General features: G+C 71.3%; 23 protein-coding genes and 1 riboswitch. Of the genes, 8 read left to right on the plus strand and 15 right to left on the minus strand.

The window, feature by feature from the left end:
• Nucleotides 1-12: 12 nt before the first annotated feature.
• Nucleotides 13-1,644, plus strand: coding sequence for an AMP-binding protein (locus AB4Y78_RS05360; protein ID WP_259910568.1), 1,632 nt, complete (start codon nucleotides 13-15; stop codon nucleotides 1,642-1,644).
• Nucleotides 1,645-1,711: 67 nt separating this feature from the next.
• On the opposite strand, the gene AB4Y78_RS05365 is transcribed toward AB4Y78_RS05360, so the two are convergent.
• Nucleotides 1,712-2,926 carry a mechanosensitive ion channel gene (locus AB4Y78_RS05365; RefSeq protein ID WP_441713265.1) on the minus strand — a complete coding sequence of 405 codons (1,215 nt, stop codon included), beginning with the start codon at nucleotides 2,924-2,926 and terminating at the stop codon, nucleotides 1,712-1,714.
• Between the two features lie 88 nt (nucleotides 2,927-3,014).
• Between AB4Y78_RS05365 and AB4Y78_RS05370 the strand changes: the two genes are divergently transcribed.
• A complete protein-coding gene (locus AB4Y78_RS05370) occupies nucleotides 3,015-3,920 on the plus strand; it encodes a hypothetical protein (protein WP_441713190.1) in 906 nt (301 codons plus the stop codon).
• A gap of 2 nt (nucleotides 3,921-3,922) precedes the next feature.
• On the plus strand, nucleotides 3,923-5,047 hold the full coding sequence (locus AB4Y78_RS05375; protein ID WP_441736922.1) for a methyltransferase domain-containing protein: 1,125 nt from the start codon (nucleotides 3,923-3,925) through the stop codon (nucleotides 5,045-5,047).
• A gap of 6 nt (nucleotides 5,048-5,053) precedes the next feature.
• Here the strand turns inward: AB4Y78_RS05375 and AB4Y78_RS05380 are convergent, their stop codons facing one another.
• Nucleotides 5,054-5,374: a DUF4190 domain-containing protein gene (locus tag AB4Y78_RS05380; protein ID WP_128277096.1), complete on the minus strand. Its 321-nt coding sequence runs from the start codon at nucleotides 5,372-5,374 to the stop codon at nucleotides 5,054-5,056.
• A 143-nt stretch (nucleotides 5,375-5,517) separates the two neighbouring features.
• Between AB4Y78_RS05380 and tdh the strand changes: the two genes are divergently transcribed.
• Together tdh and AB4Y78_RS05390 are read left to right on the plus strand one after the other, a co-directional pair.
• Complete coding sequence (gene tdh, locus AB4Y78_RS05385; protein ID WP_441713266.1) at nucleotides 5,518-6,558, plus strand: L-threonine 3-dehydrogenase; 1,041 nt, start codon at nucleotides 5,518-5,520, stop codon at nucleotides 6,556-6,558.
• Between the two features lie 2 nt (nucleotides 6,559-6,560).
• Nucleotides 6,561-7,757 carry a glycine C-acetyltransferase gene (locus AB4Y78_RS05390; RefSeq protein ID WP_441736925.1) on the plus strand — a complete coding sequence of 399 codons (1,197 nt, stop codon included), beginning with the start codon at nucleotides 6,561-6,563 and terminating at the stop codon, nucleotides 7,755-7,757.
• Nucleotides 7,758-7,761: 4 nt separating this feature from the next.
• Here the strand turns inward: AB4Y78_RS05390 and AB4Y78_RS05395 are convergent, their stop codons facing one another.
• The 3 genes from AB4Y78_RS05395 to AB4Y78_RS05405 are packed head-to-tail and all read right to left on the minus strand — an operon-like array spanning nucleotide 7,762 to nucleotide 9,953.
• Nucleotides 7,762-8,382 (minus strand): L-threonylcarbamoyladenylate synthase, encoded by a 621-nt coding sequence (locus tag AB4Y78_RS05395; RefSeq protein ID WP_441713194.1) that lies wholly within the window; start codon nucleotides 8,380-8,382, stop codon nucleotides 7,762-7,764.
• Nucleotides 8,383-8,426: 44 nt separating this feature from the next.
• A complete protein-coding gene (locus AB4Y78_RS05400; protein ID WP_441713196.1) occupies nucleotides 8,427-9,491 on the minus strand; it encodes an ArsO family NAD(P)H-dependent flavin-containing monooxygenase in 1,065 nt (354 codons plus the stop codon).
• Nucleotides 9,492-9,497: 6 nt separating this feature from the next.
• Nucleotides 9,498-9,953, minus strand: coding sequence for an OsmC family protein (locus AB4Y78_RS05405; RefSeq protein WP_007928963.1), 456 nt, complete (start codon nucleotides 9,951-9,953; stop codon nucleotides 9,498-9,500).
• An 82-nt stretch (nucleotides 9,954-10,035) separates the two neighbouring features.
• Here AB4Y78_RS05405 and AB4Y78_RS05410 point away from each other — a divergent pair, with 82 nt between their 5' ends.
• Nucleotides 10,036-10,632, plus strand: coding sequence for a histidine phosphatase family protein (locus AB4Y78_RS05410; protein ID WP_441713198.1), 597 nt, complete (start codon nucleotides 10,036-10,038; stop codon nucleotides 10,630-10,632).
• Between the two features lie 13 nt (nucleotides 10,633-10,645).
• Here AB4Y78_RS05410 and AB4Y78_RS05415 read toward each other — a convergent pair whose 3' ends face one another.
• A complete protein-coding gene (locus tag AB4Y78_RS05415; RefSeq protein ID WP_441713199.1) occupies nucleotides 10,646-12,127 on the minus strand; it encodes a glutamate--cysteine ligase in 1,482 nt (493 codons plus the stop codon).
• A gap of 119 nt (nucleotides 12,128-12,246) precedes the next feature.
• Here AB4Y78_RS05415 and AB4Y78_RS05420 point away from each other — a divergent pair, with 119 nt between their 5' ends.
• Both AB4Y78_RS05420 and AB4Y78_RS05425 read left to right on the plus strand, forming a co-directional pair.
• The gene (locus AB4Y78_RS05420; RefSeq protein WP_441713200.1) at nucleotides 12,247-13,884 is read left to right on the plus strand and encodes an exonuclease SbcCD subunit D; all 1,638 of its coding nucleotides are present in this window, start codon (nucleotides 12,247-12,249) and stop codon (nucleotides 13,882-13,884) included.
• On the plus strand, nucleotides 13,881-17,018 hold the full coding sequence (locus AB4Y78_RS05425) for an AAA family ATPase (RefSeq protein ID WP_441713201.1): 3,138 nt from the start codon (nucleotides 13,881-13,883) through the stop codon (nucleotides 17,016-17,018). Before AB4Y78_RS05420 ends, AB4Y78_RS05425 begins: the two co-directional genes overlap by 4 nt.
• A gap of 129 nt (nucleotides 17,019-17,147) precedes the next feature.
• Here the strand turns inward: AB4Y78_RS05425 and gcvP are convergent, their stop codons facing one another.
• The 9 genes from gcvP to AB4Y78_RS05470 all read right to left on the minus strand — a co-directional run bounded on the left by gcvP (nucleotide 17,148) and on the right by AB4Y78_RS05470 (nucleotide 25,264).
• On the minus strand, nucleotides 17,148-20,048 hold the full coding sequence (gcvP, locus tag AB4Y78_RS05430; protein ID WP_441713202.1) for an aminomethyl-transferring glycine dehydrogenase: 2,901 nt from the start codon (nucleotides 20,046-20,048) through the stop codon (nucleotides 17,148-17,150).
• Between the two features lie 67 nt (nucleotides 20,049-20,115).
• Nucleotides 20,116-20,209, minus strand: a riboswitch (glycine riboswitch).
• A gap of 42 nt (nucleotides 20,210-20,251) precedes the next feature.
• Complete coding sequence (locus tag AB4Y78_RS05435) at nucleotides 20,252-20,836, minus strand: MerR family transcriptional regulator (protein ID WP_007926617.1); 585 nt, start codon at nucleotides 20,834-20,836, stop codon at nucleotides 20,252-20,254.
• A gap of 166 nt (nucleotides 20,837-21,002) precedes the next feature.
• The gene (locus AB4Y78_RS05440) at nucleotides 21,003-21,491 is read right to left on the minus strand and encodes a bifunctional nuclease family protein (protein WP_441713203.1); all 489 of its coding nucleotides are present in this window, start codon (nucleotides 21,489-21,491) and stop codon (nucleotides 21,003-21,005) included.
• A gap of 21 nt (nucleotides 21,492-21,512) precedes the next feature.
• Nucleotides 21,513-22,220 (minus strand): transcriptional regulator FtsR, encoded by a 708-nt coding sequence (gene ftsR / locus AB4Y78_RS05445; RefSeq protein ID WP_441713204.1) that lies wholly within the window; start codon nucleotides 22,218-22,220, stop codon nucleotides 21,513-21,515.
• 3 nt (nucleotides 22,221-22,223) lie between these two features.
• Nucleotides 22,224-22,673 carry an FHA domain-containing protein gene (locus tag AB4Y78_RS05450; protein WP_007926600.1) on the minus strand — a complete coding sequence of 150 codons (450 nt, stop codon included), beginning with the start codon at nucleotides 22,671-22,673 and terminating at the stop codon, nucleotides 22,224-22,226.
• Between the two features lie 81 nt (nucleotides 22,674-22,754).
• Nucleotides 22,755-23,144 carry a glycine cleavage system protein GcvH gene (gene gcvH, locus AB4Y78_RS05455; RefSeq protein WP_007926598.1) on the minus strand — a complete coding sequence of 130 codons (390 nt, stop codon included), beginning with the start codon at nucleotides 23,142-23,144 and terminating at the stop codon, nucleotides 22,755-22,757.
• A gap of 22 nt (nucleotides 23,145-23,166) precedes the next feature.
• Nucleotides 23,167-23,949 carry a DUF881 domain-containing protein gene (locus AB4Y78_RS05460; protein WP_259910601.1) on the minus strand — a complete coding sequence of 261 codons (783 nt, stop codon included), beginning with the start codon at nucleotides 23,947-23,949 and terminating at the stop codon, nucleotides 23,167-23,169.
• Complete coding sequence (locus tag AB4Y78_RS05465; RefSeq protein WP_007926593.1) at nucleotides 23,946-24,278, minus strand: small basic family protein; 333 nt, start codon at nucleotides 24,276-24,278, stop codon at nucleotides 23,946-23,948. Before AB4Y78_RS05465 ends, AB4Y78_RS05460 begins: the two co-directional genes overlap by 4 nt.
• The gene (locus AB4Y78_RS05470) at nucleotides 24,275-25,264 is read right to left on the minus strand and encodes a DUF881 domain-containing protein (protein WP_128277091.1); all 990 of its coding nucleotides are present in this window, start codon (nucleotides 25,262-25,264) and stop codon (nucleotides 24,275-24,277) included. Before AB4Y78_RS05470 ends, AB4Y78_RS05465 begins: the two co-directional genes overlap by 4 nt.
• Nucleotides 25,265-25,268 lie beyond the last annotated feature (4 nt).

Here is a 25,268-nt window from a genome sequence, read left to right on the forward strand (position 1 = left end):
CGGAAGGTGACCATGACCCAGCCCGCACTCCCTTCGTACTCCTCCGGCACCTCGGACGCACCCCTGCTCGGCGACACGATCGGGGGCAACCTCGAGCGGACCGTGGCGACCCACGGTGACCGCGAGGCACTCGTGGACGTGCCGAGCGGCCGCAGATGGACCTATCGCGAGCTGCTCACGGACGTCGACGCCGTGGCGCGTGGCCTCATGGCGAAGGGGGTGTCCGCCGGCGACCGGGTCGGCATCTGGTCACCCAACTGCGCCGAGTGGACGATCCTGCAGTATGCGACGGCGCGGGTCGGTGCCGTGCTCGTCAACATCAACCCGGCCTACCGCTCGCACGAGCTGACCTACGTCGCGCAGCAGTCCGGCCTGCGGATGCTCGTGAGCGCCCAGCAGCACAAGACCTCCGACTACCGGGCGATGGTCGAGGAGGTGCGGGGTCAGCTGCCCGACCTGCGAGAGGTGGTCTACATCGGCGACCCCTCGTGGGAGGAGCTCGTCGCCGGGGGCGTCTCGGTCACCGAGGACCAGCTCGCCGAGCGCGGCGCCGGTCTCACCCCCGACGACCCGATCAACATCCAGTACACCTCGGGCACGACCGGCTTCCCCAAGGGCGCCACCCTCAGCCACCACAACATCCTCAACAACGGCTACTTCGTCGGCGAGCTGATCCGCTACACCGAGGCCGACCGGATCTGCATCCCCGTGCCCTTCTACCACTGCTTCGGCATGGTCATGGGCAACCTGGCGGCCACCTCGCACGGGGCGTGCATGGTCATCCCGGCACCCTCCTTCGAGCCGGCGGCCACCCTCCGGGCGGTCGTCGACGAGCGGTGCACCTCGCTCTACGGCGTGCCGACGATGTTCATCGCCGAGCTCGGGCTCCGCGACTTCGCGGACTACGACCTGTCGAGCCTGCGCACCGGGATCATGGCCGGGTCGACCTGCCCGGTCGAGGTGATGAAGCGCGTCGTCGCCGAGATGAACATGGCGGAGGTCGCCATCAGCTACGGCATGACGGAGACCTCCCCCGTCTCGACGATGACCCGCACCGATGACGACCTGGCCCGCCGCACGGAGACGGTCGGCCGGTCGATGCCGCACATCGAGTCCAAGGTCGTCGACCCGGTGACCGGTGTGACCCTGCCGCGTGGTGAGACCGGTGAGCTGTGCACCCGCGGCTACAGCGTGATGCTCGGCTACTGGCAGCAGCCGGACAAGACCGCCGAGGCGATCGACGTCGCCCGGTGGATGCACACCGGAGACCTGGCGACGATGGACGAGGACGGCTACGTCGAGATCGTCGGCCGGATCAAGGACCTCGTCATCCGGGGCGGCGAAAACATCTACCCGCGCGAGGTCGAGGAGTTCCTCTACACGCACCCGTCGATCGCCGACGTGCAGGTCATCGGCGTGCCCGACGAGCGCTACGGCGAGGAGCTCATGGCGTGGGTCGTGCTCAGGGAGGGCGTCGCCTCGCTCACCGCGGACGACGTGCGCGAGTTCGCCGCCGGCAAGCTCGCCCACTACAAGATCCCGCGGTACGTCCACGTGACCGATGCCTTCCCGATGACGGTGACGGGCAAGGTCCGCAAGGTCGAGATGCGGGAGCAGGCGGGCGAGATCCTGCGCGCCGACTGAGCCGGACGCACGAAGGGTGGTACCCCGGAGACCGGGGGTACCACCCTTCGTCATGTGGTGCGGTGGGTCAGACCTGCTGGTCGCCCGTCGACGACGGCTCGGACGGGGCCTGCGCCTTGTCCGAGAGCCGGTCGAGGGTGCGAGCCGCGGCGTCGCGGCCTTCGAGGCCGAAGGCCAGCGCCGCAGCCGCGGCGCCACCGACGACGAGTGCGCCGAAGCCCAGCTCGATGATCGGGTCGGCGATGCCCATGTACTTCAGGCCCATGGCGACGAAGAGGACGATCGTCGCGTCCTTGACGATCGTCGCGCCGACACCGGTGAGCAGCTTCGCCAGGAGGTTGGCGATGAAGAGCCCGGCCGCGATGATCGCCGCGCCGAAGATCACCTTGTCGCCGAGACCGAGGACCTCGCTGAGGAAGGCCGTGATCTGCGGGGAGTCGAGCAGCTGCGCGGCCATGACCGCGAAGAAGAGCACGATGGCGATCTGGGCGATCTTGGCGACGACGGGCACGACCTTGGTGTCCGCGGGGAGCACGTCCAGCTCGGCGATCTGCCGGTCGAGGCCGACGCCGTCGAGGACCTGCTCGACGATGTCACCGACGCAGCGGGCGATGAAGACACCGAGGGCGAGCATGAGCCCGGCCGCGATGATCACCGGCACGGCGTCGAAGATCGACTGGAGCATCTGCTCGGCGGGTCGGGAGACCGACTGGATGCCGAGGATCTGCAGCGCGGCGATCGAGACGACGATCATGATGAGCGCGTAGACGACCGTGGCGACCGTCTTCGGGATCGAGGCACCCGACCCCTGCGGTGCCGCGGAACCGCCGTAGCCGTGCGGCGGCTGGGGCTGGCCCGGGTGCGGAGCCGCCGGCTGACCGGGCGGCGGGGGCGGCGGACCGGCCGGCGAGGTCGCCGGGGCGCCGGGGAGGGAGCTCGCCTTGCTGCCGGCACTCTTGAGCCACCGGTCGAAGGGCATCGCCGCGAGCGCGGTGTGCACGAGCTGACGCACGACCTTGGCGAGGAGCGCACCGACGAAGAAGACGATCCCGGCGCCGATGAGGTTGGGCAGGAAGCCGAGGACCCCGTCGACCATCCCCTGGATCAGGGTGAGCACCTGGCTCAGGCCGAGGAGCTGGAGGATCGCGACGAGACCGAGCATCCAGACGACGAGGGACCCGATGGAGCCCAGGGTCGTGCCGACGCTCGCGCCGTCGGCGCCCGCGCGCTGCAGCGCCGGGATCTTGCCGGACAGCTTGGTGAAGAGCGACTTGACGATCAGCCACGTCCGGCCCTCCGTGACGGATGAGAACCGCTCTCCTCGTGTGGATCCCGTCTCGAGGGCGTCCTCGGCTGGCTAGGCTGCAGGCATGACGCACACCCGTCGCGCCGTGGCCCCCCTGCTTGCCGTCGGCATCCTGCTCTCCGGCGGCTGCTCGGCCATCGACTCCCTGCCGGGGGTGGGTGACAGCGCCTTCGAGGACGCCCTCGAGGTCACCCCGTCGGGCGAGGAGCCGCTCGTCCTCTTCTTCAGCGACGCGGAGAGGATCCGCGAGGAGATGGGCCCCGGCGGTGACGGGGACCTGATGTACGTCGGCGCTCCCGAGTACCTCACCGGCTCCGGCCCCTCCCGTGACGGCGTCGAGGACCTCGTCACGGCCTACACCGACGACGCGGTCTGGGGCATGCGGACACGACAGGAACTCAACCGGGTCGAGGTCGTCGAGGGCCCTGTGGCGCCCGGCGTCCGCGACTACCTCGAGGCCCAGGGCTGGACGTCGGAGGACGACGCGACCTGGACCGGCCCAGCGGGGAGCGGTCGCGGGGCGCGAGCGTCCGTCGGTGACGAGCGGGCCTCCTTCGTCGTCGACCGCACCGGAGATCCCGATGCCGTCCTCGGCGACGTGGGCTCCGGGGGGCTCGCCGAGTCCCCGAGGCTCGCGCCCCTGCTCGACTGCATCGGCGACGACCCGCTCGCGGTGAGCTTCATCAGCCGCTCGACCCCCGACGCCGGGGTCGCGGCCTACGCCGTGGTCACCGACCTGGCCGACGACACCCTGCAGCACCGGTCCTGCGTCCTCGCCGACGGCAGCACCGACACGGCACGCGAGCTCATGGAGGGCACCGCTGACTCTCGTGTCGTCCGGGCGGAGGACGTGCAGGTCGACGGGCAGGTGCTGAGCGCCGACCTCACCTTCGTCGACGGCAAGGGTGGTGACGGCGCCGGCTACCGGCTGCACCAGCAGGTCGTGGAGTCACCTCCGCCGGGATGGTGACCATGCGCTGCCGCCACTACGACGCCGGGGAGTGCCGATCGTGCACCCTCATGGGCACGCCCTACGAGCAACAGCTGGCCGACCTCGACGCCCACGTGCGCGAGGTCCTCGCCGAGATCGTCCCGCACGATGTCTGGGACGCTCCCGTCGTCGGCCCCGAGTCCGCCTTCCGCAACAAGGCCAAGCTCGTGGTGGGCGGGACGAAGGGAGCACCCACCTTCGGCATCCTCGACGCCGACCGCCGGGGCGTCTCGCTGCCGGAGTGCGGGCTCTACGAGCCCCGGCTCGCCGCAGCCCTCGACGGTCTGCTGCCGGCCGTCGCCGAGCTCGGGCTGACCCCCTTCGACGTCCCGGGACGTCAGGGCGAGCTCAAGCACCTCATCGTCACCGGCTCGCCCGACGGGGAGCTCATGGCGCGCTTCGTGCTCCGCTCCCCCGGGCAGATGGGTCGGGTCGAGCGCGGGCTCGACCTCCTGCGCAAGGCCGCCCCCGGCCTGCGGGTGGTGTCGGTCAACCTGCAGCCGGAGCACAAGGCGGTCCTCGAGGGCGAGGAGGAGGTCGTGCTCACCCCGGCCGACACCCTGCCGATGCGCGTCGGCGAGATCGTCTTCCACCTGCGGCCGCGCAGCTTCTTCCAGACCAACACGACGGTGACGACCGCGCTCTACGGGCAGGCCCGTGACTGGGTCGGGCTGATCGACCCCGGCAGCGTGCTCGACCTCTACTGCGGTGTGGGTGGCTTCGCGCTCAACGCTGCCCTGGCGCTCGGTCGCCAGCGGCGCGTCGCGGGTATCGAGGTCGCCCCCGATGCGGTGCTCAGCGCGCGCCGGTCGGCGGGCGAGCTCGGCCTCGACGTCGACTTCACGGTGGGTGACGCGAGCGCCCTCGACGCGCTCGACCACGACCTCGTCGTCGTCAACCCGCCGCGTCGCGGGATCGGGCCGGACCTGTGCGGCGCCATCGAGGCTGCCCGACCGGACCACGTCATCTACTCCAGCTGCAATGCCGCGAGCCTCGCCGGTGACCTGGCAGCGCTCCCGGGCTACACGGTGCGGCAGGCACGCGTCTTCGACATGTTTCCCCAGACGCGCCACCACGAGGTCCTCGTCCTGCTCGAGCGCGCCTGAGCGGGCTCAGGGGCTCGTGCCGATGATCGCGACGAGGCCGAGGATGAAGACGACGTAGCCGACGACGAGCAGCACGATGAAGCCGAGGAGCGCTGTGCCCACGATGCCGACGAGGCGCCCGATGACCGCGTGGTCCCGGTTGGTCCACCCCATCTCCGGGTGGGCGTCGATCTCCTCAAGGGCCTTCGAGCCCATGATCCAGCCGATGATGCCCAGACCAGGGACCATGGTCAGGCCGATGATGCTCAGCACCAGGGACGTGGTCGCGTTGCCGTGCGATCGCGGCATCGGCGGGTACGAAGGGGGCGGCAGCTGGGGCGTCGTCATGGTGCCTCCACCGTAGGGGCCCGCGACCGTCCCGACCACGGGGAGGTCTCCCCTTCGTCCCGCGTCGTGATGCGGCCGGAGGGCAGCTCGGGTCTAGGGTCGTGACCGCGGTCACCCCGCACCACCCGTCGACAGGACAGCAGATGCGCGCACTGGTCAAACCCCGCCGAGGCCCAGGCCTCGAGCTGACCGACGTCCCTGAGCCCCACGCCGGTGACGACGAGGTCCGCGTCCGGGTCCTGCGTGCCGGCCTGTGCGGGACCGACCTGCACCTGCACGGCTGGGACGACTGGGCCGCCGGTGCGGTGCCGAGCACGCCCCAGATCATCGGTCACGAGTTCTACGGCGAGGTCGACGAGGTCGGTCGCAACGTGACGAGCGTGCGGGTCGGCGACCGGGTCTCCGGCGAGGGCCACATCGTCTGCGGCACCTGTCGCAACTGCCGCGCGGGGCGTCGCCACCTGTGCATCAACACCATCGGTGTCGGCGTCAACCGTGACGGCGCCCTCGCCGACCAGGTCGTCATCCCGGCGACCAATGTCTGGGTCCACCACGACGACATCGACCCCGACCTCGGCGCGGTCTTCGACCCGCTCGGCAACGCGGTCCACACGACTCTCTCCTTCCCCCTGGCCGGGGAGGACGTCGTCGTCACCGGTGCCGGCCCCATCGGCGTCATGGCCGTGGCCATCGCCCGGCACGTCGGGGCGCGGCACATCGCCGTCACCGACCTGTCCGATGCCCGCCTCGAGCTCGCGAGGGGAGCTGGCGCCGACCTGCTCGTCAACGCCGCCCGCTCCGACCTCGGCCAGGCCATGCGAGAGCTCGGCATGAAGGAGGGGTTCGACGTCGGTCTCGAGATGTCGGGTGCCCCACCGGCGGTCGCCGACATGATCGACCACCTCAACCACGGCGGGCGGATCGCGATGCTCGGCCTGCCCAGGGACGCCTACCCCGTCGACTGGGGCAAGGTCATCACGCACATGATCACCATCAAGGGGATCTACGGCCGGGAGATGTACGACACCTGGTACACGATGAGCTCGATGCTCTCGACGTCACCGGTGCTGCGGGAGGCCATCTCCTCCGTCATCACCCACCGCTTCCCCGCGGAGCAGTGGGAAGAAGCCTTCGCCACGGCCGCCTCGGGAGAGTGCGGCAAGGTCATCATGGACTGGAGCTGAGCATGTACACGATCAAGGACGACCTGACCGCCACCCTGCAGGAGATCCGTGACGCGGGTCTGTGGAAGGACGAGCGCCGCCTGACGAGCGCCCAGCAGGCGCACATCACGACGACCACCGCCGAGGCGATCAACTTCTGCGCCAACAACTACCTCGGGCTGGCGGACCACCCGCAGGTGCGGGCGGCGGCCGCGGACTCGCTCGACGAGTGGGGCTTCGGCATGGCGAGCGTCCGCTTCATCTGCGGCACCCAGGAGCTGCACACGCGTCTCGAGGCGGCGCTGTCCGACTGGTTCGGGACGGAGGACACGATCCTCTACTCGAGCTGCTTCGACGCCAACGGCGGCGTCTTCGAGGTCCTCTTCGGCGCCGAGGACGCGATCATCTCCGACGCCCTCAACCACGCCTCCCTCATCGACGGGATCCGGCTGAGCAAGGCCGCCCGCTACCGCTACGCCAATGCGGACATGGACGACCTGCGCGCCCAGCTCGAGGCGGCGAAGGGAGCCCGCCGCACCGTCATCGTCACCGACGGCGTCTTCTCGATGGACGGCTACCTCGCCCCGCTGGAGCAGATCTGCGACCTGGCCGACGAGTACGGCGCGATGGTCCTCGTCGACGACTCCCACGCCGTGGGCTTCGTCGGTGAGGGTGGTGGCGGCACCCCCGAGGCCTGTGGCGTCGCCGACCGCGTCGACCTGCTGACCGGCACGCTCGGCAAGGCCCTGGGTGGGGCGAGCGGTGGGTACGTCAGCGGGCCCGCCGAGGTCATCGCACTGCTGCGTCAGCGCTCGCGGCCCTACCTGTTTTCCAATGCCGTGGCCCCGGTCGTGGCGGCCGGCTCGCTGACCGCCATCGAGATCGCGCGGGGGTCGGACGATGCGCGGGCGACGCTGCGGCGCAACACGCTCATGTTTCGCGAGCTGATGACCGAGTCGGGCTTCGACCTGCTGCCCGGCGACCACCCGATCACGCCGGTGATGTTTCCCGGCGAGGACGGCGCCCGACAGGCGGCGCAGATCGCCGACGCCATGCTCGGGCACGGCGTCTACGTCATCGCCTTCTCCTACCCCGTCGTGCCGAAGGGTCAGGCCCGCATCCGGGTGCAGCTGTCGGCCGCCCACAGCGAGGAGGACGTGCGCACGTGCGTGCGGGCCTTCGTCGCGGCCCGTGACGAGGTGCTCGGCGCAGCGGACTGACGCCTCACTCGAAGGGCGCGAGGTCGCCCGCCCCGTGGCGGGCGACCTCGGCCTCCCCGGACGAGAGGTCGACGACGGTGGTCGGCTCGGTGCTCACCTCGCCGGCGTCGATGACGATGTTGACCTGGTGGTCGAGAGCCTCCTTGACGTCCCACCCGAAGGTCGGCGTCTGGGTCTCCCCCGGCAGGAGGAGCGTCGAGATGAGCATCGGGTCGCCGAGCCCGGCGAGCAGAGCCTGCGACAGCGGGTGGTCGGGGATGCGCACGCCGACGGTCTTCTTCTTGGGGTGCAGCAGCCGCTTGGGCACGTCCTTCGTCGCCGGGAGGATGAAGGTGTAGGGCCCCGGTGTCGCGGACTTCACCGCGCGGAAGACGGCGTTGTCGACGTGGACGAGCTGCCCGAGCTGCGCGAAGTCGGCGCACAACAGCGTGTAGTGGTGCTTGTCGTCGAGCCGGCGGATGTCTCGGATGCGGTCCTTGACGGCTTGGTCGTCGAGCCGGCCTCCGAGGGCGTAGCCCGAGTCGGTGGGGAAGGCGACGAGGGCACCCTCGCGGATCCGCTCGACCACCTGGGCGACCGTGCGGGGCTGGGGGTTGTCGGGGTGGACTTCGACGAAGGTGGCCATGGGTCCACCGTAGGCCCACCGGGCATCCGTGCGCCCGGACGGTCTCAGGGCTGGTGCGTCTCGTCGGCGAGCTCGCGGGCGAGGGAGGCCGCGAGGGACTTGGCGGTGCGCCCGACCCCGATGAGGGTGGCCGAGGCGGGCCCGGTCCAGTCGCCGTAGCCGACGAAGCAGACCCGGCGATCCTTCGTCGACCGGTTGTCCACGACCTCCGGGTAGCCGTCCGAAGTCCGCAGCCGCAGGGAGCGCAGGTGCCGCAGGGCCGGCCGGTACCCGGTGCACCAGATGATCGCGTCGAGGTCGAGGAGCTCCCTCCCGATGACGGCGCCCGACGGGACGATGCGGTCGAACATCGCCCGGACCCGCAGGGCCCCCTGGGCCCGGGCCTCCCGGACCCGGGGAAGTGCGACGATCTCCCCGATGATCGCCTCGGTCTGGGCGCGGGCATCGCCGGCCGCCTGCAGTCGCGCGGTGGTCCGGTCGAAGAGGTGCCGACCGTCGACGTCGTCGGGCAGGAAACGCAGCCGTCGGGCCGACACCAGCGACACCCGTTCGGCGACGTCGACGAGGTCGGCGGTGATCTGCACGCCCGAGTTGCCGCCCCCGACGACCGCGACCCGCTGCCCGGCGAAGTCGTCGGGACCCCGGTAGTGGGCGCTGTGCAGCTGGGTCCCGGCGAAGTCGGTCCGCCCCTCGACGGTCGGGACGAAGGGGGCCGCCCACGTGCCTGTGGCACTGACGACGTACCGGGTCCGGATCTGCCCGACGTCGGTGAGCACGGTCAGCCCGTCGTCGTCGGCGATCACGTCGCTCACGACGACCGGACGCTGCACGTCGAGGTCGTAACGCTCTTCGTAGGCCCGCAGGTAAGCCAGCACGTGCTCCACCGGGGGGAAGGCGTCCGGGTGCGGCGGCATCGGCCAGCCCGGCAGCGAGGAGTAGGCCGACGGCGAGAAGAGTCGCAGCGAGGGCCAGGTGCTCTGCCAGGCACCGCCCGGCTCGTCCTGCGCGTCGAGGACGACGTGGTCGACTCCGGCGCGACGCAGGTGGTAGGCCGTGGCGAGACCCGCCTGTCCCCCACCGATGACGACCACGTCGACATCACCGAGCATGTGACCTCAGGCGTCTTCGGCGGTCATCTCGACCGGCGTGCCGATCTGGACGGTGCGGGAGACGGTGCACAGGCGATCACGGGACTGGGCCACGGACCGCGGGAAGGCCGCGCGTGCGGCGTCGCCCCCTTCGCCCTCCGGGAAGCCGAGCCGGAAGGTCACCTCGAGGTCGGTCATGTGGTTGCCCTGCTCGGGTGAGGAGGCCTTGGTGCCCTCGGCAACGACGACGAAGCTCTCCGGCTCGGCCCGGCGGGAGGTGATGTGGTCGACGTCCACGGAGCTGCAGCCGGCGAGCGCGGCGAGCAGCAGCTCGACGGGGGTGAAGTCGTCGGTGGTGCCGTCACCGATGGTGATCGTGCCGCCACGGGCATTGCGCAGCTCGTACCGGCCGAGTTCCAGCCGCGTCAGCTCGACACTGCGGTGGCCCTGGCCGGTACCCCCCGTGGTCTCGTCGCTCGTCATCCCAACCTCCGCATGTCGTCGTGGTGCGGCCGGATGGGCCGCGTGCCGATCCTCGCAGACATCGCCGCACTAGGCTGCACGCATGCCAGCCACCCGCTCCGGCCGCCTCGTCCTGCTGCGCCACGGTGAGACGGAGTGGAGCCGCGACGGGCTGCACACGGGCCTCACCGACCTGCCGCTCACCGACCACGGGAGGGCGCAGGCCGCGGAGGCCGGCGAGCGGCTGCGCGCCCACGGCGTCGAGCCCGCTCTCGTCCTCTGCTCCGACCTGCGGCGTGCCGCCGACACGGCCGAGCTGGCCGGTCTGCGGGCGCAGACCGACGTCGACCTGCGCGAGTGGGACTACGGCGGGTACGAAGGGAGGTCGACCGCCGAGATCCGCGAGGAGACGGGCACGGCGTGGGACGTCTTCCGGGACGGTGTCGTGCCGGGTCCGACGCCCGGTGAGACGGTCGAGGAGGTCGCGGCACGTGCCTCCCGGGTGCTGCGACGGGTCACGCCGACGCTGGCTGACGGTGACGTCGTCCTCGTCGGGCACGGGCACACCTCACGAGTGCTCGCGACGGTCTGGCTGCGCACCACTCCACGACTCGCGGCGGGTCTCACTCTCGATGCCGCCCACCTGGCTGTGCTGGGCCACCACCGCGAGGACCCCTGCATCATCAGCTGGAACTGCTGACGGCAGCGCCGACTCAGGGCAGCGGCCAGGTGTGCACCGGCTCGTTGGTGTGCATGTGCTGCCCGTAGAGCCGGGTCATCTCGGCCAGCGCCGCTGACCGGTCCAGCCCGCCCTCCTCGAGACGGGCGACGCACTCGGTCTGCCAGACCGCGCCGTTGACCCCGCTGGTGCACCGCCCCTCGATGACGCCGAGGTACCGGCTGATGACCGCATCCGAGACGCCCCAGTCCTGCAGCCCGCGGCGGGCCAGCGGCAGCAGGTGGCGCACGGTGAGCTCGTCGGCGCCCAGCTCGCCGTGGCCGGGCCAGTAGAGGCGGGCACGGAGTCCGTCACGGGCCGCGGCCTCGAAGTTGGCCTGGGCGGCGGGGAAGGACATCTGGGTCCAGATCGGCCGGTCCTCGCGGGCGAGCATCCGCACGGAGCCGTAGTAGAAGGCCGCATTGGCCAGCGTGTCGATGATCGTCGGGCCGGCGGGGAGCACGCGGTTCTCGACGCGGACGTGCGGTCGCCCCGAGCCGGTGTCGTAGATGGGCCGGTTCCACCGGTACACCGTGCCGTTGTGGAGGTTGAGCTCGCCGAGCTCAGGGGTGCCGCCGGCGTCGAGCACGGCCACGGGGTCCTCGTCGGTCGTCTCGGCGAGCAGCGCCGGGAAGTACCGCACGTTTTCCTCGAAGAGGTCGAAGATCGAGGTGATCCATCGTTCGCCGAAGAAGACGCGCGGGCGCACGCCCTGGTTCTTCAGCTCGATGGGCCTGGTGTCGGTCGCCTGGCTGAAGAGCGCGATCCGGGTCTCGGCGTGCAGGCGCCGCCCGAAGAAGAAGGGCGAGTTCGCCGCGAGCGCGATCTGCGGCGCAGAGATGACCTGGGCGGCGTTCCAGTGGTCGGCGAACTCCCCGGGGCCGACCTGCAGGTGCAGCTGGACCGATGTGCACGCGGACTCGGGCGCGATGGAGTCGGCGAAGGTGTGCAGCCGCTCCCCCGTCGGGCCCTCGATGTCGAGGACGATGTCCTCGCCGCGGGCGACGAAGATCGAGTCGTTGAGCGCCGTGTACCGGTTGTTGTCGCTGATCCACTCGCCCTCGAAGTGCTCGGGACGGATCGTCGGCAGGATGCCGATGGCGACGATCCGTGCGTCGGCCTCCTCCGCCTTGGCCTCGGCCCGGTTGAGCGACTCGCGCAGGCTCTCCTCGAGCTGCAGGGCGGAGTCCCCGGGCAGGGGCCGCGGTGCGACGTTGAGCTCGATGTTGAACTGCGCGAGCTCGGTCTGGTACTCCGGGTCGGCGATGGCCTCGAGCACCTCGTCGTTGACGAAGGCGGGCTGCTGGTCCTCGTCGATGAGGTTGAGCTCGATCTCCAGGCCGGTCAGCGGGACCTCGTCGTCGAAGGCCCGCTCGGCGAGCATCCGCTCGAAGACATCGAGGTCCTGGCGGACCTTTTCGCGGTAGCGCTGGCGCTCTTCGCGGGTGTAGCTCTGCGCGGCGACGTCCTTGCCCATGGCCCCTGCCTCTCACCGGTGCTGCTCCTGCCCGTGAATCTACCCACGACCGCACCCGACGGCGAGGATCCGACCACGGGCTGATGCATTGGCCCCCGGCACCTGCCTTGGCTCGGCCCGTGAACCTCCCTGCGGCTCCCGACGACGCCGGCAGCCGGCTCGAGCGGCTGTGCTCCTGGCCGGCCGCCCACGTCGAGCTCGTGGACCTCGCGCTCGCGGCACTGCTGTGGCTGCTCACCGCCGCCGCGCACCCCGTCTCGTACGCGGGACTGCCGATGGGCGCCCTCGAGATGCTCGCCCTCTTCGGCGTGGCGACCCTCCAGGCGGTGCCGCTCGCCTGGCGGCGCACGCGCGCCGGGCCGTCCTGGGCGCTCGTCGTCCTCGGGCACCTGGCGCAGCTGCTCGTCGAGGGCCGCGACCGTGGCGCCGGCCGCGGCGCTCGCTGCCGACTGATCCGTGGACCGGGGTTGGGGCTGCGCAGGGGGGCAGCCCCAACCACCTTCGTCCCCGCCCCGCCCCGGCGAAGGGGGTGTCGCGCCGCCGCGTTGTCGGTGACGCCTCATAGCGTGGTGCTCATGAAGCTGATCCACACCTCCGACTGGCACCTGGGCCGCGCCTTCCACGGCGTGGGCCTGCTCGGTGCACAGGCGGACTACGTGGACCATCTCGTGGAGACCGTCCGCGAGGAGTCGGTCGAGGCGGTGCTCGTCTCGGGCGATGTCTACGACCGGGCACTCCCGCCGCCCGATGCGGTGCAGCTGCTGTCCGAGGCCCTCACCCGGCTCATCGACGCCGGTGCGACCGTCGTCCTGTCCAGCGGCAACCACGACTCAGCCATCCGGCTCGGCTTCGCGTCGGGGCTGCTCGAGCGCTCGGGGCTGCACATCCGCTCCGACGTCGCCGACGTCGGCCGCCCGGTGCTCGTCGGCGACACCGCCGTCTACCCGCTCCCCTACCTCGAGCCGACCGCGACGTCGGTCACCGAGTCGCTCGCGGTCGGCGAGCGGACCCACACCGCGGTGCTCGGGGCCGCGATGGCGCGGGTCCGGGCGGATGCTGCCGGGCGTGGCCCGAGCACGGTGGTCATGGCACACTGCTTCGCCAGCGGGGGCGCCGCGAGTGACTCCGAGCGCGACATCACGACTGGTGGCGTCGCCATGGTGCCGGCGGACACCTTCGACGGGGTCGCCTACGGTGCCCTCGGCCACCTCCACCGGCCCCAGCAGGTCGCCGACCACGTGCGCTACAGCGGCTCACCGGTGGCGATGTCCTTCAGCGAGGCCGGGCACACCAAGGGTTCGCTCCTCGTCGAGATCGACCCGCAGGGTGGCGTGTCGGTGGAGCAGGTGGCCGCACCCGTGCAGCGGGAGCTGGCCGTCGTCCGCGGTGACCTCGACGAGGTGCTCGCCAGCCAGCAGCACGCCTCCGCCGAGCGGGCCTGGGTGCAGGTCGTCCTCACCGACCCGGTCCGCCCCGTCGGTGCGCTGGAGCGACTGCGCCGGCGCTTCCCCCACCTGCTGCAGCTGACCTTCGAGCCCCGCGGTCAGGTCGTCCCGGTGCGCTCCTACACGGCTCGTCTGCAGCACCGCGAGCCGCTCGACGTGTGCTGCGACTTCGTCGCCGACGTCCGCCACGGTGTCCCGGCCGACGAGGCCGAGCGCGACGTCCTCGCCGCTGCCCTGGAGGCGGGCCGCCGCGACCGCCACCGGGCGGAGGAGTACGCGGCCCCGCGCCGTCGGCGTCGAGGCGTGGCATGAGGATCCACCGGCTGCGGGCGACGGCCTTCGGTCCCTTCGCCGCCTCGATCGATCTCGACCTCGAGGCCGTGGGCGCCAGTGGCCTCTTCCTCATCCACGGGCCCACCGGCTCCGGCAAGACCAGCCTGCTCGACGCCATCTGCTTCGCCCTCTACGCCGGTGTGCCCGGCGAGCGACGGGGCCCGTCGCTGCGCAGCCAGCACGCCCCGATCGAGCTGCGCACGGAGGTCGAGCTGGAGATCACGGTCGCTGGTCGGCGACTGCGCGTCGTGCGGCACCCCGCGCACGAGCGCCCCAAGCGACGCGGCACGGGCACCACGACCGACCCGGCCGGGGTGCGCCTCGAAGAGCTGGAGGGCACGACGTGGCGGACCCTGAGCACGCGCATCGACGAGAGCGCCCAGCTGCTCGACGACCTGCTCGGCATGGGTCTCGAGCAGTTCCGGCGGGTCGTCATGCTGCCCCAGGGGGACTTCGCGGCCTTCCTCCGCGCCACCGACGAGGAGCGTCGCGAGGTCCTTGAGCGGCTCTTCGACATCTCCGACTACGCCGCTGTCGAGGAAGAGCTGGTCCAGCGACGTCAAGCCGGCGACGGGGTGATCAAGGCCGCCCGGGCACGTCTGGACACCCATCTGGCACACCTGGTCGACGTGCTCTCGGCCGCCGATGCCGACCTGCCCGAGCCGGAGATGCCCTGGTCCGAGCTGGCGCTGGAGTCGCTGCCGACGGCCCTCGATGCGGTGTCGGCCGCCCTCGACGAGCGCTCGGCGGAGGCGCTGACCCGTCTCGACGCCGCCGACCGCGCTGCGGTCTCGACCCGGGACCGGCTCGACGAGGCCCGGCACACGGCGGCGCTGCGGCGACGGGGCGAGGCGGCCCGGTCGCAGCTGGACGGTCTCGAGGCGGTCGGTGACGTCCACGACGAGCGGCGGGTCGCTCTCGCCCGAGCGCGAGCAGCTCTGGCCGTGCTGCCACACGTCGAGGAGGTCGCCCGGGCCGAGGTGGCGTCGAGCACGGCGCAGGAGGCCCGTGCTGCGGTGGAGCTCAGCCTGACTGACGAGCTGGCCGGGCGCGACGTCGATGCGGTACGGGCTGGTCTGGTCATCGGCACCGAGCCCCTCGCTCGAGCCGGCACCCAGGTAGGTCACCTACGCAGGGTGTGGGCCAGTGGCCCGGTCCTCGACCAGCGGATCGAGGCCGTGACCGGGCGGTGTGCGCGCGCGGCAGAGGCCGTGGCAGCCGTGCAGCAGCAGGCCGAGTCGGACGCTGCGGCACTCGAGCGGATCCACGCGGCGCGTCGTCGGTCGGCACTCGTCGAGCCGGAGATCGCACGTCTCGACGAGCTGAGGCGGAGCCGGCAGCTCGCTGGCCGGCTCGAGGAGGAGCTGCGCGCCGCCACGGACACGGCCCAGGCCGCACGGGAGCGTGCCCAGGACCTGCGGGGAGCCGTCCAGGCGCTCGTGGCAGCACGGCTGGACAACATGGCCGGTGAGCTCGCGGGACTGCTCACCGACGGAGACCCGTGCGCTGTCTGCGGGTCGTGCGAGCACCCGGCTCCCGCATCCGCCGCCAGAGTCGTGACTCCGGAGGAGATCGAGGAGGCCCAGTCACTGGCCGACGAGGCAGAGGCCTCACACGAGCTCGCGCGCGGACGGCGCGAGCAGCTGGGCTCCCGCCTCGACGCCGCCCGCACCGAGGTCGTCCGGCTGGCGACGGCGGGCGACCCCGGTGTCGTCCCGCACGACCTCGATGCGGCGGCAGAGATCCGGGTCCGTGACGAGCTCGCGGCCGAGGCCGCAGCCCTGTCCACCGAGCTGTCGGGCGCGGCCGATGTGGAGCAACGGATCGCGCAGAGCACCGAGGGTCTGGCCACCACGCGCCAGACCCTCGTCGAGCACGAGAGCGAGCTGGCCTCGCTGCGGGCGCGACGTCAGGAGCTCGTCGACGAGATCGACGAGCTGCTCGAGGCCCTGGCCAGTGATCTGCGCGAGCACGCCCGGGTCTGTGTCTGCGCCCCGGACGAGGAGGCTGGCCCGCTGCCCGCCGAGCCGGATCTCCAGCGGTCCGCCGACCTCGGCACCGTCAGCTCCAGCATCTCTGGCCTCGTCGGATGGGTCGAGGCGACCCAGGAGCGGCACCGACGTGTCGAGCAGGGCGTCGAGGCGCTGGCGGTCGCCGATCGCGACGTGGCCCGGTCCACGCAGCTCCTCGAGGCTGCCGGCGAACGGCTCGCCGACGCCTTGCAGGAGCACGACGTCGCCGGTGCCGACGAGGCGCGGGCCTCGGCGCTGCCCACCCACCGGCTCGCTGCCCTCGCCGAGCAGGTCGACACGCACGAGCGGCAGTTGGCCGCCTGCCGCGCCACGCTCGACGACGACGAGGTCCGCGGTGCCTTGCAGACCGACGAGGTCGATCTCGCCGAGATGGAGCAAGCGGCCCGGGCTGCTCGAGTGCACGCCGACGAGACGCGACGTCGGCAGGCCACCTCAGGGGCGGTGCATCAGCAGGTCACGCGAGTCGCCCGACTCGTCGTCGACGAGTGCAGCGTGCTCGGTCCCGCGGTGGACGAGGCCGCGCTCGTGCGGCGCGTGGCCGACCTCGTCACCGGGACGAGCAGCGACAACGACAAGCGGATGCGTCTGAGCACCTATGTGCTCGCGGCGCGGCTCGAGCGGATCGTCGAGCTGGCCAATGCCCGGCTGACCGCCATGGCGGACGGCCGCTACGAGCTCGCCCACGACGACTCCTCCGCCAGGGGCCAGCGTCGCGGTGGTCTGGGCCTGCTCGTGCGCGACCTGTGGACGGGGCAGGACCGTCACCCCGCGACCCTCTCCGGCGGGGAGTCCTTCACGACTTCCCTCGCCCTGGCTCTCGGTCTGGCCGACACGATCCGGGAAGAGTCCGGCGGGGTCGAGCTCGGCACACTCTTCGTCGACGAAGGTTTCGGCAGCCTCGACCAGGACAGCCTCGAGCAGGTGCTCGACGTCCTCGACGGGCTCCGGGACGGCGGCCGCTGCGTGGGCGTCGTCAGCCACGTCAGCGAGATGCGTTCTCGCATCCCCACCCAGGTGCGGGTCGACAAGACCCAGCACGGCTCGACCGTCGGCGTGACCGGGGTCCTCGGCGTCGCCTGACCCGGCCACCACCCCCCTTCGCGCATTTCCCTAGGGAAATACGCACCCCACCCCGCATTTCCCTAGGGAAATGCGAACCCCCTTGCGCATCTGCCCAGGGAGATGCGCAAGGGGGCTCGGGTGGAGGGGTCAGTCCTCGAAGGCCTCGGGCGAGGGGCAGGAGCAGACGAGGTTGCGGTCGCCGTAGGCGCCGTCGATGCGCGAGACCGGCGGCCAGTACTTGTCTGCCGCGTCGACGCCCACGGGGAAGACCGCCGTGGAGCGGTCATAGGAGTGGGGCCACTCCCCTGCCAGCTCCGCGGCGGTGTGCGGCGCATTGCGCAGCACCGAGGACTCGACGTCGCCGCTGGCGGCGACCGCGTCGATCTCCTCGCGAATGGCGATCATCGCGTCGCAGAAACGGTCGATCTCGCCCTTGTCTTCCGACTCGGTCGGCTCGACCATGAGGGTGCCGGCCACCGGGAAGCTCATCGTCGGGGCGTGGAAGCCGTAGTCGATGAGGCGCTTGGCCACGTCGTCGACCGTCACGCCGGTCTCCTTGGTCAGGCCGCGCAGGTCGAGGATGCACTCGTGGGCGACGATGCCGCCGGGGCCGGTGTAGAGCACCGGGTAGTGCTCACCGAGCCGAGCCGCCACGTAGTTGGCGTTGAGGACTGCGATCTGGGTCGCCCGTGCGAGGCCGTCGCCGCCCATGAGGCGGACATAGGCCCAGGAGATCGGCAGGATGCCGGCCGAGCCGTAGGGCGCGGCGCTGATCGGACCGACGCCCGTCTCCGGACCGGCAGCAGGTGCCAGCGGGTGGTTGGGCAGGTAGGGAGTCAGGTGCTCGCGGACCGCGACCGGCCCCACGCCGGGGCCGCCGCCGCCGTGCGGGATGCAGAAGGTCTTGTGCAGGTTGAGGTGGCTGACGTCGGCACCGAAGTCGCCGGGCTGGGCGAGCCCGACGAGGGCATTGAGGTTGGCTCCGTCGACGTAGACCTGACCGCCGGCCTCGTGGACGAGCGCGCACAGCTCGCTGATCGTGTCCTCGAAGACGCCATGGGTGCTGGGGTACGTCACCATGATCGCCGCGAGATCGTCACGGTGCTTGTCGACCTTGGCGCGCAGGTCGTCCATGTCGACGTCGCCGCCCTCGGCGGTCTTGACGACGACGACCTGCATGCCGGCCATGACGGCCGACGCGGCGTTGGTGCCGTGGGCGCTGGCCGGGATGAGGCAGATGCGGCGCTCCGACTGGCCGTTGGCCGCGTGGTACGCGCGGATGGCCAGCAGGCCGGCGAGCTCACCCTGCGAGCCGGCATTGGGCTGGAGCGAGACCGAGTGGTACCCGGTGACCTCGCTGAGCCAGGTGCTCAGCTGCCCCACGAGCTGGCGGATCCCCACCGTCTGGTCATCGGGGGCGAAGGGGTGCAGCGACGCGAACTCGGGCCAGGTGATGGCTGCCATCTCGGTGGTGGCGTTGAGCTTCATCGTGCACGAGCCGAGCGGGATCATGCCCCGGTCCAGCGCGAAGTCGCGGTCGGACAGGCGGCGCAGATAGCGCAGCATCGCGGTCTCGCTGCGGTGCTCGTGGAAGACCGGGTGCGTCAGGTACTCGCTCGTGCGCACGAGCTGCTCCGGCCAGGCCGGCGAGACTCGGGGTGCGTGCGAGGCGTCGACCTCGTGCAGGTCGACCTCCCCGGCCTGCGCGCCGAAGGCCGAGGCCACGGCAGCGACCTCGCTGGGGTCGGTCGTCTCGTCGACGGAGACGAGCACGGTGTCGGCGTCTGCCCTCCACACGTTGACCCCGGCACGAAGGGCGGCCGCCACCACGTGGTCGGCGCGGCCGGGCACCGACACGCGCAGCGTGTCGAACCACGGACCTTCGGCGACATCGGCACCGGCGGACCGCAGCCGGTCCGCGAGGCCCACGGCCGTCCCGTGGACCCGCTCGGCGATGGCCCGCAGTCCGTCAGGACCGTGGTAGACGGCGTACATCGACGCCATGACCGCGAGCAGCACCTGCGCGGTGCAGATGTTGCTCGTCGCCTTGTCTCGCCGGATGTGCTGCTCGCGCGTCTGCAGCGCCAAGCGGTAGGCGGGACGGCCGGCGGCGTCGACGGAGACGCCGACGAGTCGACCGGGGAGCGTCCGCTCGAGGCCAGCGCGCACGGACATGTAGCCGGCGTGCGGACCGCCGAAGGCCATCGGGACGCCGAAGCGCTGGGTCGTGCCGACTGCGACGTCGGCGCCCCACTCCCCCGGCGGGGTGAGCAGGGTGAGCGCAAGCAGGTCGGCCGCGGCGGTGACGAGTGCACCCACCTCGTGTGCGGCGTCCGCCAGAGCACGCCAGTCGGTGATCCGACCGTCGGCGCCGGGGTACTGCACGAGGACTCCGAAGACCTCGCGGTCACCGGCCGTAGCGCGCAGCGCGTCGGCGCTGGTCACCGCCGTGAGGTCGGCGATCACGACATCCAGACCAAGGGGCTGGGCGCGGGTGGTGATGACGGCCTGCGTCTGGGGGAAGGTGTTGGTGTCCACGACGAGCACGGCGTCCTTGGCGACCTTGCTTGAGCGACGCATGACGGTCATCGCCTCGGCAGCCGCGGTGGCCTCGTCGAGGAGGGAGGACCCCGACGTCTGCAGACCGGTCAGGTCGGCGACCATCGTCTGGAAGTTGAGGAGGGCCTCGAGACGGCCCTGGCTGATCTCCGGCTGGTACGGCGTGTAGGCGGTGTACCAGGCGGGGTTCTCGAGCACATTGCGCTGGATCACCGACGGGGTGATCGTGCCGTAGTAGCCGAGACCGATCATCGACGTGAGCACCGAGTTCTTCGCCGCGAGGTCTCGCAGCTCCTCGAGGACGGCGAGTTCGCTCGGCGAGGCCTCGATGTCCAGCGAGCGGGTCTGGCGGATGGCCCCGGGCACGGCCGCGTCGCAGAGGGCGTCGAGGCTGGGCTGGCCGAGCAGTCCGAGCATCTGCGTGACATCGGCATCACGCGGGCCGACATGGCGGCCGACGAACTCGGACAGGGGGGATGAGGCGCTCATGAGGCTCCCTTGGACGCAGGTGTGCAATGGTCAGCCTCCCCATCTGTCGCGCACGCTCCAGAGGTGCCTGATCCACGAGGTCCTGGCGCCTGAGAGGTTCCGGGGAGTTTGCCCCTTCGGCGCCCCGCGGTGATCCGCGAGGACTCTCCCCCGTGGGGTGAGCAGCGCGCTCAGGCTATCAGCGTGCCGCCGGTCGTCGCGCTCTAGGCGAGCTTGGCGCGGCGACGGGCGGACAGCTCGTCGCCGGGGATCTCCGTGGGGCCGGAGTCGGCGGCGTCGTCGCCGCCCATGCGCTCGCTCGGGATCTCGAGCAGGGATCCCTCGACCTCACGCCACACGCGACCGACGGCGATGCCGAAGACGCCCTGCCCTCCCTGGACGAGGTCGATGACCTCGTCAGCGGAGGTGCACTCGTAGACGCTCGCGCCGTCGCTCATCAGGGTGATCTGGGCGAGGTCCTCGACCCCGCGCTCGCGCAGGTGCTTGATGGCCACCCGGATCTGCTGGAGGGAGACGCCCGTGTCGAGCAGTCGCTTGACGACCTTGAGGACGAGGATGTCGCGGAAGCCGTAGAGCCGCTGGCTCCCCGAGCCTGCCGCACCTCGCACGGAGGGCTCGACGAGGCCGGTCCGGGCCCAGTAGTCGAGCTGGCGGTACGTGATGCCCGCGGCGCTGCACGCAGCCGGCCCGCGGTAGCCGATGTCCTCGGACAGCTCGGGCAGGTCGTCGTCGAAGAGCACGCCCTGGGCGCGGACCGGGGTCCTGCTCTCGTCACTCGTGGCGTCCACTGCGCCCTCCCACCTAGCCGTCGGTCCCAGCCGATGACGGTTGGGAATGACACCGGTGTCGTACCGGTGTGTCTTCGACGCTACGGCGGGGGGCGTGAGGCGTCAAACATCCGCGCCGTGCGGGGCGCCCGCGTGTCGGTAACGATCTCGTCGCGGCCCGGTCCGCTCAGGTCGCCGGAGGGTCCTCGTCGGGTGCCTCGAAGTCCTCGGGTGAGACCTCATCGAGGAACTCCTTGAACTTCGCGACCTCGTCCTCCTCCTCGTCGGAGGACTCGATGCCCACCTCGTCGAGGACGGCGTCCGTGGCGACGATCTGCGCGCCAGTCCGCAGGGCCAGGGCCACGCCGTCGGAGGTACGGGAGGAGATCTCGGTCCCGTCGTCGAGCACGAGGGTCGCGTGGAAGACGCCCTCCAGCACCGCGTCGATCCGCACCGTCGTCAGCTCGCGACCGACCGCGGCGATGACGTCGACGAGCAGGTCGTGGGTCAGGGGTCGTGGCGGCTCGATGCCCTCCTGCGCGTAGGCGATCGCGGTGGCCTCCGCCGCGCCGATCCAGATCGGCACGTGTCGACCTCCGTCGCGCTCCCGCAGGAGCACGATCGGCTGGGAGGTGGGCATCTCCACCCGGACACCGAGGACGTCGAGCGGCTTCACCCTCCTACCGTATCCCTCCGGTCACGGGGTGGAGTCAAGGCCTCGACGCACCAGGGCGACGTGCAGCTCCAGACAGTCCTCGAGGACCTGCCGGCGGACCGTCGCGTCGTCGAGACCCGCCGCCGCCGCACCCCGGTCGCGCAGGGCCTGCTGGCCGAGGACGTGGTCGGCGAGGCTGACCTCGCGCTCGGCGGCGCTCTTGAAGGGCCGCAGGTGTCGGACGTCGACGCCTGCGGCGACCAGGGACCCGCAGGCCCGGGCCACTCCGAGGTCGTCGGCGTCGAAGTGGTCGCGTCCCTTGGGGAGCAGGCCGTACGAGACGAGCTCGCGGAAGGTCCCGGTGTCGATGTCCGCGGCGTGCTGCAGCTCGATCGCGGTCAACCGCAGGGGCCGCTGCCCAGCGCGTGCCGCCAGCCGGTCGGGGCGCTCGGCCTGAGGACGTGGCGGCGGGGCGACGTCACCGTCGTGCCCGACCTCCAGACCGCGGTCGAGAGCGTCCAAACGCTCGCGGATGACCTTCAGCGGCCAGAAGCGGTCGCGCTGTGCGGACAGCACGAAGCGGAGACGTTCGACGTCGGCCACCGTGTACTTGCGATAGCCCGAGGGGGTCCGCTCCGGCGAGAGCAGGCCCTCGCTCTCGAGGTAGCGCACCTTGCTGATCGTGACGTCGGGGAACTCGCCCTGGAGCCGGGCGATGAGCGCACCGATCCCGAGCCGCTCGTCGGTCAACGGTCAGCTGGCGGCGCTGGCGTAGTACACGAGGCGGAACTTGCCGATCTGGACCTCGTCACCGGTGCGCAGACTCGTCTGGTCGATGCGCTCCTTGTTGACGTAGGTGCCGTTGAGCGAGCCCACGTCACGCACGCCGAAGCCCTGGTCCTCGCGGGAGAAGACCGCGTGCTTGCGCGAGACGGTGACGTCGTCGAGGAAGATGTCGCTCTCTGGGCCGCGACCGGTCGTCACCTCGGTGTCGTCGAGGAGGAAGCGCGCGCCGGTGTTGGGGCCGCGCAGGACGATCAGGAGCGCGGTGCCCGGGTGCAGGGCGTCGACGGTCGCCTGCTCCTCACGCGTGAGGTGGTAGTCGGAGTCGGGGATCTCCGCCGGCAGTCCGCTGTCGACGCCCGTGAACTGCTGCGTCGCCGGGTCCTGCCGTGCGGGCCTGTTGGCCTCGTTGCCGCTCATCCAGCGCTCCTCCTGTCGTGTGCGTGATCAAGCGTACGTGACCGGCCCGACATCGGGCCGGTCACGGTCGTGCAAAAGACGTCAGCCGATCTCGGCCCGGTAGCCGGCCGCGTCGAGCAGACCGGAGGTGTCCGCACCCTCGGCGAGCTTGAGCTCGTACATCCACCCCTGCTCGTAGGGGTCGGAGTTGACCAGCTCGGGCGTCGCGTCGAGCGCCTCGTTGACGGCCGTCACCGTGCCGCCGAGCGGTGCGTACAGGTCGCTCACCGACTTCGTCGACTCGACCTCACCGCAGGAGTCGCCGGGCTCGATCGTGTCGCCGACCGCCGGGAGGCTCACGTAGACGACGTCACCCAGTGCCTCTTGGGCGTAGTGGGTGATGCCTACCCGGACCGTGCCCTCCCCCGCGTCGCGCACCCACTCGTGGTCGCTCGTGTACCTCAGGTCCTCGGGGTAGGTCGCGTCGCTCATCTCTCTCCTCATCGAGCCCGGATCAGTTCGAGCCGTCGGTCGGCTCCGGGACGGGCTGAGCGTAACGAGGTGACGAATCGGTGTGCAACGCCTCAACGTTGATCGACTGGTACTCGGTGATCGTCACGTCGCCGCCCTTGCTGCGGACCGACTCCGAGACGCCGCCCGGGATCTCCATCGCCGAGCTCATCGTCTGCGGGTCCCCGATGACGATGATGTCGAAGGGGCCGGTCACGGTGGTGCCGTCGACCTCGACGCCACCGTCGGCGTCCCTGAACCAGGTGCTGGCGACGATGCGCACGTCACCGATCTGCATGGCCTCGGCGCCGGCATCGCGTAGCTCCTGGATGGTGTCGAGCAGGACCGCCGCGTCGACCTGCCCGTCGCCGTCCTCGATGTGCAGACGGATCCCCGGACCCGTGGCGCGCTCGGTGCCCGCAAGGATCCCGAGCGTGTCGGCACGCTCCTGTGCCGCGGCGATCGCCTCCGGCGAGGTGGCGTCGCTGTCGGCCAAGCCGTCACGGGTCGCCTCGAGCTCGGCGATCTCGTCGTCGAGCCGTGCGCCGTTCTGGGTCACGTCGTCGAGGATGCGCACGAGCTCGTCCTGGCGCAGGTCCTCCAACCCCTGGGCCTGCGTCTGGCGGACCTGCGTGGCGATGGCGAATCCCAGCAGGCAGGCGAGCAGGAGGGCGAAGGCATTGGCCCGGGTCGCTCGGGGCCGCGCCATGAGGTAGACCCGCCGCCACGCGCTCACCGACAGCTGCTCCGGGGCCGACTCGTCGGCCTCGTCCCGCGAGCCCGTCATGCCTTGAAGAGGTGTCGCCGGATGGAGGCGACGTTGGAGAAGATCCGGACACCGAGGACGACGACCACGCCGGTCGACAGCTGCGACCCGACGCCCAGCTGGTCACCGAGGAAGACGATGAAGGCAGCCACGACGACATTGGACAGGAAGCTGATGACGAAGACCTTGTCGTCGAAGATCCCGTCGAGCGTGGCCCGGACGGCACCGAAGACGGCATCGAGCGCAGCGATGACGGCGATCGGGAGATAGGGCTGCATCCAGATCGGCACGTCGGGCTGCAGGACGAGACCGAGGATGATCCCGGCCACGAGTCCCAGGGCGGGGATCACTTGGTCTCCTTCTTCAGTGGGGTCTCCTCGGGCACCGTGCCACCGCGCGGGATGACGTCGGCCAGCCGGGTGCTGACGTTGACGGCGCTCGGCAGGTCCAGCTCCTGCTGCGCGGTCAGCGAGGTCTGGATGCCGTAGTTGTTGCGCAGGCCGGTGAGGTACGAGCCGGCGCTGCCCTCGGCGAAGCGGGTCTGCATCTGCGTGGGGTCGCCGATCGCCTCGATGGTGTACGGCCGCGTCAGCGGTCGGAAGTTGACGAGGATCGCCTCGCCGGCGAACCGGATGGCCGTCCTGGAGGTCAGTCGCTGCCCGTTGACGGTGATCGCCTCCGCCCCCGAGGCCCAGAGACCGTTGGTGATGATCTGCATGTCGCGGGACTGGACCCTCCCTTCGGCATCGGTACCCGTCCGCGGGTCGCCGTCAGCGCTGCGCTGGGCGCCGGGGGCGTCGTCGAGGGTGATCCGCAGACCGGGCCCCTGCACCGCGGCCAGGCCGCTCTCCACCCGCAGGGCGTCGAGCTCCTCGCGCTGGGTCCCGACGAGGTCCGGGTCGAGCTGGGCCGTCGCCGTGTCGACCTCCTGCTGGAGGGCTCGCGCACGGGTGTCGCGGGTCTCGACGCTGGCCTGACGGTCCTCGATCTGGCGGATCAGGTCCGCCCGTGCAGCAGCGCGTGCCCCGTCGCGCCCGCGCAGCTCGGCCGTGCTGATGCCGACGACCAGACCGATGACGAGGAGCCAGCTGAAGAGCACCCACCGCCTGCTCCCGGCGCTCGCCGGCAGCCCACGTGCGACCCGTCGGTCGGCGGCGGCCTGGTACCCGGGGTCGAGTGGACGCTCGAGCATCGACGTGAGCAGGGTCATGGAGGCGTCTCGGCGTGGCGGCGGGTGAGCGACACCGGATGCGTCGGCGTACTCGTCCTCGCCCTCGCCGAGGTCGTCGGAGTCCACCCGCGTCTCCGGTGCCTCGTCGGGTAGGTCTGGGCGCACGTGT

Origin of the sequence: Janibacter sp. RAF52, from assembly GCF_052114035.1 — a bacterium.
In the GTDB taxonomy this organism is placed as follows: domain Bacteria; phylum Actinomycetota; class Actinomycetes; order Actinomycetales; family Dermatophilaceae; genus Janibacter; species Janibacter hoylei.

What these genes read in the sequence shown, in the direction of transcription:
- AB4Y78_RS05360 (WP_259910568.1), top strand. Translation starts at nt 13, where the DNA reads ATGACCCAGCCCGCACTCCCTTCGTACTCCTCCGGCACCTCGGACGCA.
- AB4Y78_RS05370 (WP_441713190.1), top strand. Translation starts at nt 3,015, where the DNA reads ATGACGCACACCCGTCGCGCCGTGGCCCCCCTGCTTGCCGTCGGCATC.
- AB4Y78_RS05375 (WP_441736922.1), top strand. Translation starts at nt 3,923, where the DNA reads ATGCGCTGCCGCCACTACGACGCCGGGGAGTGCCGATCGTGCACCCTC.
- AB4Y78_RS05380 (WP_128277096.1), bottom strand. Translation starts at nt 5,374, where the DNA reads ATGACGACGCCCCAGCTGCCGCCCCCTTCGTACCCGCCGATGCCGCGA.
- tdh (WP_441713266.1), top strand. Translation starts at nt 5,518, where the DNA reads ATGCGCGCACTGGTCAAACCCCGCCGAGGCCCAGGCCTCGAGCTGACC.
- AB4Y78_RS05390 (WP_441736925.1), top strand. Translation starts at nt 6,561, where the DNA reads ATGTACACGATCAAGGACGACCTGACCGCCACCCTGCAGGAGATCCGT.
- AB4Y78_RS05395 (WP_441713194.1), bottom strand. Translation starts at nt 8,382, where the DNA reads ATGGCCACCTTCGTCGAAGTCCACCCCGACAACCCCCAGCCCCGCACG.
- AB4Y78_RS05400 (WP_441713196.1), bottom strand. Translation starts at nt 9,491, where the DNA reads ATGCTCGGTGATGTCGACGTGGTCGTCATCGGTGGGGGACAGGCGGGT.
- AB4Y78_RS05405 (WP_007928963.1), bottom strand. Translation starts at nt 9,953, where the DNA reads ATGACGAGCGACGAGACCACGGGGGGTACCGGCCAGGGCCACCGCAGT.
- AB4Y78_RS05410 (WP_441713198.1), top strand. Translation starts at nt 10,036, where the DNA reads ATGCCAGCCACCCGCTCCGGCCGCCTCGTCCTGCTGCGCCACGGTGAG.
- AB4Y78_RS05415 (WP_441713199.1), bottom strand. Translation starts at nt 12,127, where the DNA reads ATGGGCAAGGACGTCGCCGCGCAGAGCTACACCCGCGAAGAGCGCCAG.
- AB4Y78_RS05425 (WP_441713201.1), top strand. Translation starts at nt 13,881, where the DNA reads ATGAGGATCCACCGGCTGCGGGCGACGGCCTTCGGTCCCTTCGCCGCC.
- gcvP (WP_441713202.1), bottom strand. Translation starts at nt 20,048, where the DNA reads ATGAGCGCCTCATCCCCCCTGTCCGAGTTCGTCGGCCGCCATGTCGGC.
- AB4Y78_RS05450 (WP_007926600.1), bottom strand. Translation starts at nt 22,673, where the DNA reads ATGAGCGGCAACGAGGCCAACAGGCCCGCACGGCAGGACCCGGCGACG.
- gcvH (WP_007926598.1), bottom strand. Translation starts at nt 23,144, where the DNA reads ATGAGCGACGCGACCTACCCCGAGGACCTGAGGTACACGAGCGACCAC.
- AB4Y78_RS05460 (WP_259910601.1), bottom strand. Translation starts at nt 23,949, where the DNA reads ATGACGGGCTCGCGGGACGAGGCCGACGAGTCGGCCCCGGAGCAGCTG.